This window comes from Streptomyces thermodiastaticus, from assembly GCF_014656135.1.
Taxonomy (GTDB): Bacteria; Actinomycetota; Actinomycetes; order Streptomycetales; family Streptomycetaceae; genus Streptomyces; species Streptomyces thermodiastaticus.
Map to the genome: position 1 here is coordinate 135299 of NZ_BNBV01000015.1, position 7772 is coordinate 143070.

The 7772-nt window shown below is 73.6% G+C and carries 7 protein-coding genes and 1 rRNA gene; 2 read left to right on the forward strand and 6 right to left on the reverse strand.

Annotated elements, in window-relative coordinates:
* Positions 1-4: 4 nt before the first annotated feature.
* Entirely contained in the window at positions 5-352 is a 348-nt protein-coding gene (locus IE286_RS15750; RefSeq protein WP_189797353.1) for an SCP2 sterol-binding domain-containing protein, read from the forward strand.
* Here IE286_RS15750 and IE286_RS15755 read toward each other — a convergent pair.
* The 4 genes from IE286_RS15755 to IE286_RS15770 form a co-directional block, all read right to left on the reverse strand.
* Positions 336-1211 (reverse strand): ABC transporter ATP-binding protein, encoded by an 876-nt coding sequence (locus tag IE286_RS15755; protein ID WP_189797354.1) that lies wholly within the window; start codon positions 1209-1211, stop codon positions 336-338. The two genes, IE286_RS15750 and IE286_RS15755, sit on opposite strands and share 17 nt — an antisense overlap.
* Complete coding sequence (locus IE286_RS15760; protein ID WP_229862866.1) at positions 1208-2227, reverse strand: FecCD family ABC transporter permease; 1020 nt, start codon at positions 2225-2227, stop codon at positions 1208-1210. Before IE286_RS15760 ends, IE286_RS15755 begins: the two co-directional genes overlap by 4 nt.
* 86 nt (positions 2228-2313) lie before the next feature.
* Positions 2314-3357 carry a FecCD family ABC transporter permease gene (locus IE286_RS15765; protein ID WP_189797356.1) on the reverse strand — a complete coding sequence of 348 codons (1044 nt, stop codon included), beginning with the start codon at positions 3355-3357 and terminating at the stop codon, positions 2314-2316.
* A gap of 213 nt (positions 3358-3570) precedes the next feature.
* Complete coding sequence (locus tag IE286_RS15770) at positions 3571-4599, reverse strand: HAD hydrolase-like protein (protein ID WP_189797357.1); 1029 nt, start codon at positions 4597-4599, stop codon at positions 3571-3573.
* A gap of 70 nt (positions 4600-4669) precedes the next feature.
* Here IE286_RS15770 and IE286_RS15775 point away from each other — a divergent pair, with 70 nt between their 5' ends.
* A complete protein-coding gene (locus IE286_RS15775) occupies positions 4670-5962 on the forward strand; it encodes a DUF1015 domain-containing protein (protein WP_189797358.1) in 1293 nt (430 codons plus the stop codon).
* Positions 5963-6051: 89 nt separating this feature from the next.
* Here IE286_RS15775 and IE286_RS26940 read toward each other — a convergent pair whose 3' ends face one another.
* Positions 6052-6810 carry a tetratricopeptide repeat protein gene (locus tag IE286_RS26940; RefSeq protein WP_194686743.1) on the reverse strand — a complete coding sequence of 253 codons (759 nt, stop codon included), beginning with the start codon at positions 6808-6810 and terminating at the stop codon, positions 6052-6054.
* Positions 6811-7692: 882 nt separating this feature from the next.
* A 5S ribosomal RNA gene (rrf, locus tag IE286_RS15785) occupies positions 7693-7772 on the reverse strand; the annotation flags it as partial.

Sequence of the window (7772 nt, forward strand, 5' to 3'; positions counted from 1 at the left end):
GGCGATGGCCACGATCGAGGAGTGCCGCAGCGCACTCGAGAAGCTGTCGGACAGCCTGGCGCACGCGGACGGGGACGTCCGTGCGGCGGCCTCGCTGGACCGTTCCGTGAGCTGCCACATCACCGACCTCGACGTCACCTTCACGGGCCGTCTGGCCGGCGGGCGGATCGAGGTGTCCGGTGTGGTGCCGGGCCCGCCGCCGCACCGGGCGCAGATCCGGCTCGCGATGACCGGGGACGATCTGGTCGCCCTGGTGGGCGGCGAGCTGAACTTCGCCGCGGCCTGGGCCTCGGGCCGGGTGCGGCTGGAGGCGGGCCTGATGGATCTGTTCCGGCTCAGGAAGCTTCTGTGACGGCTGACCGGCGGGCGGCACGCGTGCGGGCGGAGCGGGCCGCGGGGACCACCAGCGGTGTGCCCGTCTCGGGGTCCTCGATGACCTGGCAGCGCAGGTGGAAGACCTCCTCCACCAGCTCCGCGGTGACGATGTCGCCGGGTGGGCCCTGGGCGATGACCTTGCCGTCGCGCAGGGCGATGAGGTGGGTGGCGTAGCGGGCGGCGTGGTTGAGGTCGTGCAGCACCGCGACCAGGGTACGTCCCTGCTCCTCGTGGAGTTCGGCGCACAGGTCGAGGACGTCGATCTGGTGCTGGATGTCCAGGTACGTCGTCGGCTCGTCGAGCAGCAGCAGCGGCGTCTGCTGGGCGAGCGCCATGGCGATCCACACCCGCTGGCGCTGACCGCCCGAGAGTTCGTCCACATAGCGTCCTGCCAGCTCCGCCACGCCGGTCTGCTCCATGGCCTCCCGGACGACCCGCTCGTCCTCGGCCGACCACTGCCGCAGCAGGCCTTGGTGCGGGTAGCGGCCCCGGCTCACCAGGTCGCCGACGGTGATTCCGTCGGGGGCGACGGAGGACTGCGGCAGCAGCCCGAGCGTGCGGGCGACCTGCTTCGCGGGCAGCGACTGGATGACCTGCCCGTCCAGCAGAACCCGGCCCTCGCTGGGCTTGAGCATCCGCGACAGCGCCCGCAGCAGCGTGGACTTGCCGCACGCGTTGGGTCCGACGATCACCGTGAAGGAGTGGTCGGGTATCTCCACGGACAGCTGTTCGGCGATGATCCGCTGGTCGTAGGCGAGGGTGACGTTGTCGGCGGACAGGCGGTTCACGCTGCTCCTTGCGCTGTCGGACGTGTGGTGGATGCTGCGGGCGCTCATATCCGTCCCTTCCGGCGCTCGGTGACCAGCAGCCACAGCAGGTAGGCCCCGCCGAGCACGCCGGTGACCACGCCGACGGGCAGCTGGTCGGCGCCGAGGACACGCTGGGAGGCCCAGTCGGCGGCGACCAGCAGGGCGGCTCCCATGCAGGTCGCGGCCGCCAGGTTGGGGCCGGGCGAGCGGGTCAGCCGCCGGGCGAGCTGCGGCGCGGTCAGCGCGACGAAGGCGACGGGACCGGCGGCGGCGGTCGCGGCCGCGGTGAGCAGCACGGCCGAGCCCATCAGCAGCATCCGGACCCGCTCCGCACGGACCCCGAGGGCGTGGGAGATGTCGTCGCCCATCTCCAGCATCCGCAGCCCGCGCGCGTTGCCGGCGACGAGCGGCAGCAGGACCACGAACAGCGCGAGCAGCGGCCACACCTGCGTCCAGTCCCGGCCGTTGAGGGAGCCGGTCATCCACACCACCGCACGGGCGGCGTCCACGAAGTCGGCCTTGGTGATGAGGTAGCCGTTGACGGCGGTGACGACCGCGTTGACGCCGATGCCGACCAGCACCAGCCGGTATCCGTGCACGCCCCGCTTCCAGGCCAGGAGGTAGATGGCCAGCCCGGTGAGCAGGCCGCCGGCGAGGGCGCCGAGGGTGACCGCGGTGGCGCTGCCGGAGAACAGGACGATGACGACGAGCGCGCCGGCCGTCGCGCCCTGGGACAGGCCGAGCACGTCCGGGCTGCCCAGCGGGTTGCGGGCCACGGACTGGAACAGTGCGCCGCCCAGCCCCAGGCAGGCGCCGACCAGCAGCCCCACCAGGGCCCGCGGCAGCCGCAGCTCGCGGATGACGAACTCCTGGCCCTGATCGCCCTGGCCGGCGAGCGTCCTGAGCACGTCGGAGGCGGGGATGGGGAAGTCGCCGGTGCCGATGAGGAGGACGCTCGCCGCGAGCGCGGCCAGCAGCAGTGCGACGACGACGGTGAACGCCCTGACGTCGAGGCGCAGGGACAGCCCGCCGGGGATGTGCACGGACCGTGCGGTCCACCGGGTCCGGCCGGCCGGTGGTGCGCCCGGGTCCGCACAGGCGTCGTGGGTACGGGTGACACGGGTGGTCTTCACAGCTGAGCCGTCCTCCGGCGCCGGACGAGATAGATGAACACCGGCCCGCCGATCAGCGCGGTGACGACGCCGACCTGCACCTCGGCGGGCCGGGCGACGACCCGGCCGATGACGTCGGAACCGAGCAGCAGCACCGGCGACAGCACGGTCGCATACGGCAGGATCCAGCGCAGATCGGGTCCGGTGAAGGAGCGCACGACGTGCGGGACCATCAGGCCGACGAAGACGATCGGCCCGCAGGCGGCGGTCGCCGCCCCGCACAGCACGGTCGCGGCGAGCATGGCGAGCGCCCGGGTGCGGGTGAGGTGGGTGCCGAGGGCGCGGGCGGTGTCGTCGCCCATCGCCAACGCGTTCAGCGGCCGGGCCAGCAGCAGCGCCAGCACCGTGCCGGCCAGCCAGAACGGCAGCACCTGCAGCACGGTCTCGCCGGTGGCCGCGGCCAGGGAGCCCACGGTCCAGAACCGCATCTTGCCCAGCGACGCCCCGTTGCTGATCATCACGGCCTGCACGTAGCCGTAGAGTGCGGCACCGAGCGCCGTTCCGGCCAGGGCCAGCCGCACCGGTGTGGCGCTGCGGCTGCCGCCCAGGAACCACACCAGCGCGCCCACCACCGCGGCGCCGAGGAAGGCGAACCACACATAGCCGCTGAAACTGGTCACGTTCAGGAAGGTGAGGGCGGTCACCACGGCCGCGGACGCGCCCGCGTTGATGCCGAGCACCCCGGGGTCGGCCAGGGGGTTGCGGGTGAGCGCCTGGAGCACGGCTCCGGCCAGTCCGAGCGCCGCCCCGGCGAGCAGTCCGAGCAGCGTGCGGGACAGCCGCTCGCCGACCACGACGTCACCGTAGGTCCCCGAGTGGTGGAACAGGCCGTGCCACACCTGGGCCATGGACAGGTCCTTCGCCCCGACCGCGATGCTCGCCAGAGCGACGAGCAGCAGGATCACGGCGGAGACGAGGAGACCGGCGGCACGCGCTCCACGTCGGGTCGGGGGCGCGGCGGACCGCGGCGCGCGCTCTGCGGGAGGACTGTCGACCAACACGCGGTTAGGTTAGCCTACCCTCCCCGCTTCATCACCCGTCACGTCCCTTGCCGCATCCGGCACGTCGCCTCCGCCGAGGCCGGACCGTCCCGCCTCGCTGGCCGTGGCGAGCACCTGCACAGGCGCAGGTCACCCGCCCTTCCGGGCACTGCGGCGGGCGCGAGCCGCAGCTGTCCCGCCCCGTTCCGTCACAGCCCCGGTCGTGCCAGGCCGTCACAGCCCCAGTCGTGCCAGGGCCTTGTCCGCGTTCAGCCGGCACGGCTGCTCGCCGCCCGCCGTCCATGCCGCCGCGCACAGCGCCCGCAGTCCGTCCAGGGCGGCGCCGTCGCCGGTCAGCCCCAGCTGCGCGGCACCCGCGGTGGCCGTCCACCCGCCGCACCGGAAACCATCACCGTTCCGGGTGATCGCCGGCTGCCCGGTGAGCAGGCCGCGTAGATCGGCGGCCACATAGGTCGGACGGTGCTGCGGCGGGGCGGCGAGCAGCTGGGCGGCGTCGGTCACCCCGGTCAGCACGAGCAGCGAGTCGACCTCGCCGTTGAACGCCCCCTCGATGTCCGTGTCCAGCCGGTCCCCCACCACCAGGGGCCGCCGGGCGCCCGTGCGCAGGATCGTCTCGCGGTGCATCGGAGGCAGCGGCTTGCCCGCCACCTGCGGTTCGGCACCGGTCGCGATCCGCACGACCTCCACCGCCGCCCCGTTGCCCGGCGCGATCCCCCGCGCGCTCGGAATGGTCAGGTCGGTGTTGGACGCGAACCACGGCACCCCGCGCGCGATCGCGTAGCAGGCCTCGGCGAGCCGCCCCCACGGCAGCTCGGGGCCGCCGTATCCCTGGACGACCGCCACCGGGTCGTCGTCGGCCGACTCCACCGGCTGCAGCCCCCGCTCGCGCAGCGCGATCCGCAGCCCCTCGCCGCCGATCACGAGGACACGCGCCCCCTCGGGCACCTGGCCGGCGATCAGCCGGGCCACCGCCTGCGCGGAGGTGACCACGTCCGACGCCTCGGCCGGTATGCCCAGTTCGGTCAGGTGGGCGGCGACCGCGTCCGGCGGGCGCAGGGCGTTGTTGGTGACGTAGGCCAGCCGCATACCGCCCGCCCGGGCGGCGGCCAGCACGTCCACGGCGTGGTCGATCGCCGCGCCTCCCGCGTACACCACACCGTCCAGGTCGAGCAGGGCCGTGTCGTACGCCTCGCTCAGAGCCTGCTCGCTGCCCTCGGGCCTGGTCCTTGCGCCCCGGCTCATTCCGCATCGCTCCTCGTGCCGATTTCCCTCCGATCATGCCGCATGGCACTGACACACGTACGATGCCGGGATGAGCACTGCAGGTCACTCGTCGGCAGCACCGCGCCGCGGCCTCGACCTCACCCCGTTCCGAGGCCTCCGCTACGCCCCCGACCGGGTCGGCAGCCTGGCCGCCGTGACGTCCCCGCCGTACGACGTCGTCGTACGGCCCGACGGGCTGCACCACCTTCAATCCGCCGACCCCCACAACATCGTCCGTCTGATCCTGCCGCAGGCGGGCGGTCCCGCCGCCCGGAACGCTCAGGCGGCCGCCACCCTGCGCCGCTGGCTGGCCGAGGGCGTCCTGGCCGCCGATCCCGAGCCGGGCCTGTACGTCTACGAGCAAAGCGACGGCGACGGCCTGCTGCAGCGCGGCCTGATCGGCGCGCTGCGCGTGTCCGACCCGGACGAGGGCGTGGTGCTGCCGCACGAGGACGTGATGCCGCACGTCGTCGCCGACCGCGCCGACCTGATGCGGGCCACCTGCGCCAACCTCGAACCCCTGCTGCTCACCTACCGCGGCAACGGTTCCGCCGCCGCCACGACCGTGATCCTCGAACGCGCCGTCGAGCAGCCTCCGTTGCTGGCGACGACCACCGAGGACGGCTTCCGCCACCGTCTGTGGTCCATCACCGACCCCGGGGACGTGGCGAAGATCCAGGCGGATCTGTCGCAGCATCAGGCCCTGATCGCGGACGGCCACCATCGCTGGGCGACCTACCGCAGACTGCGTGCGGAGCACCCCTCCCCCAGCCCCTGGGACTTCGGCCTGGTGCTGCTGGTGGACACCGCCCGCTATCCGCTGCGGGTCCGCGCCATCCACCGCCTGCTGCACGGCCTGCCGGTCGCCGAGGCGCTGTCCGCGCTGGACGGCCTGTTCCGGGTGCGGCGCCTTGAGGCGGTGTTGCCGGCCGCCCTGGAGGCGCTGGCGGAGGCGGCCGAGGAGAGCAACGCCTATCTGCTCGCCGGGGACGGCGCGTTCCACCTGGTGGACCGCCCGGATCCGGCGCTGCTGGCCCGTACGGTGCCGGCGGACCACCCGGAGGCGTGGCGCACCCTGGACGCGACGGTCCTGCACGCGACCCTCCTGGAGCACGTCTGGCACATCCCGGAGGACGATCCCAGCCGCATCGCCTACATCCACGACACCGCCGCGACCGTCGCCAAGGCGGAGCACGACGGGGGCACGGCCGTCCTGATGCATCCGGTCCGCGAGGACGTGGTGCGCGACCTGGCCCGCCAGGGCGTGACCATGCCCCGCAAGTCCACGTCGTTCGGCCCGAAACCGGCGTCGGGGCTGGTGCTGCGCGTTCTGGACGTGTGACAGGACGTGTGAAGGGCGGCCACCCGCACGGGGTGACCGCCCTGCTGTCGGTCTGCGTCAGCGCCTGGGGCCGCGACCGGACCCGCTCGTCAGCGTCCGCCCGGGCCGCCGTCGCGCCGGGCGCCGTCGGCCTCGGTCCCGGCCAGGTCCTCGTCCTCGGTCTGGGACTCGTCGAGGGCGTCGGTGAACTCGATGCCGTCCAGCTCGGCGAGCCGGTCCGAGGCGTCGGTGCTGCCGTCACGGTCGGCCTCGACGGCCTTGGCGAACCATTCGCGCGCCTCACGCTCCCGGCCTGCCGCCAGCAGCGCGTCGGCGTAGGCGTAGCGCAGCCGCGCGGACCAGGGCTGCGTCGAGCGGGAGGCCAGTTCGGGGCTCTGCAGCGTCACGATGGCGGCGTCCAGCTGCCCCATGTCACGCCGGGCACCGGCCGCGACGAGCCGCATCTCGACCTGGCCGGCCTTGTCCAGCTTGTGCACCTCCGGCGCCCCGGCCATGTCCAGTGCCTTCTCCGGGCGGCCGAGTCCGCGCTCGCAGTCCGCCATGACGGGCCACAGCTCGACGGTGCCGGTCATCCGCCGGGCCGCCCGGAACTCGGCGAGTGCCTCGCCGTACTTCTGGTTGGCGTACGCCGCGAATCCGGCGGCCTCGCGCACGGCGGCGACCCGCGAGGCCAGCCGCAGCGCCACCTTGGAGTAGCCGTAGGCCGCCTCGGGGTCCTCGTCGATGAGCCGGGCGACCATCACCAAATTCTTGGCGACGTCCTCGGCGAGCGTCCTGGGCAGGCTCTGCAGTTCCTGCCGGACGTCCTTGTCGATCTCCTCACCGGTGACCTCCGGCGGGATCGGCAGCCGCTTGATCGGCTCACGGTCCCGGTCGTCACGGAACCGGCCGCCGCCGCGCCGGTCGTCGCGGCCGCGGAAACCGCCCGGGCGTCCGCCACGGCCGTCCCGGCGGGGTCCCCGGCCCCCTCGGTCGTCACGGCCGCGGAAACCGCCCCGCTCGCCGCGCGTGTCGTCCCTGTGCTGGGAGAGACGGTCGCCGTCCCGGCGGAAGCCACGGTCCCGGTCGTCCCGGCGGCCGTGGCCGGCCCGGTCGCCGTCACGGCGGTACGGGGACCGGTCCTCCCGCCTCTCGTCGCGTCGGTCGGCGGCCCGGTCGTTTCGCGCGTCCGTGCGGTCGTCGCGGCGGAATCCGCCCCGTTCGGGCCGCTCGAAACGGTCACCACGGCGCCCGTACCCGCCGCGGTCCCGGTCGTCCCGACGGCCGTACCGGCCGCGGTCGTCGTCGCGGCCGTATCCCCGCCGGTCGTTCCTGCGGTCGTCGCGACGGTCATCACGGCGGTCATCACGGCGGAACGAGCCGCGGTCGTCACGACGGTAGGACGGACGGTCGCCGTCCCGGCGGAAGCCACGGTCGCGGTCGCCGCCTCGGCGGTCGTCCCGACGGCCGTTGCCGCCGCGGTCGTGGCCACGGCGCGATCCCGCGCGGTAGCCGCCACGGTCGTTGCGGTCAGCACGGTCACCATCGTCCCGGCGGCGTTGGTCGCGTTCCGGACGCTCGTCTGGAGAGTTGGTGGACATCGGTGACTCCTGTCTGCTGTACCGCGTGATGACTGCTCGCGTTGCTTCTCGCGCACGCCGGCCGCCCGGTGCGCCCGGGCGCTGCTTGATCCAAACGAAAGAACCCCTGATCCCAGCTGTACGCTGGCGACCAGGGGTCCTCCAAAGATTGTTCGGCGGCGTCCTACTCTCCCACAGGGTCCCCCCTGCAGTACCATCGGCGCTGTAAGGCTTAGCTTCCGGGTTCGGAA

What these genes read in the sequence shown, in the direction of transcription:
- IE286_RS15755 (WP_189797354.1), bottom strand. Translation starts at nt 1,211, where the DNA reads ATGAGCGCCCGCAGCATCCACCACACGTCCGACAGCGCAAGGAGCAGC.
- IE286_RS15750 (WP_189797353.1), top strand. Translation starts at nt 5, where the DNA reads ATGGCCACGATCGAGGAGTGCCGCAGCGCACTCGAGAAGCTGTCGGAC.
- IE286_RS15770 (WP_189797357.1), bottom strand. Translation starts at nt 4,599, where the DNA reads ATGAGCCGGGGCGCAAGGACCAGGCCCGAGGGCAGCGAGCAGGCTCTG.
- IE286_RS15775 (WP_189797358.1), top strand. Translation starts at nt 4,670, where the DNA reads ATGAGCACTGCAGGTCACTCGTCGGCAGCACCGCGCCGCGGCCTCGAC.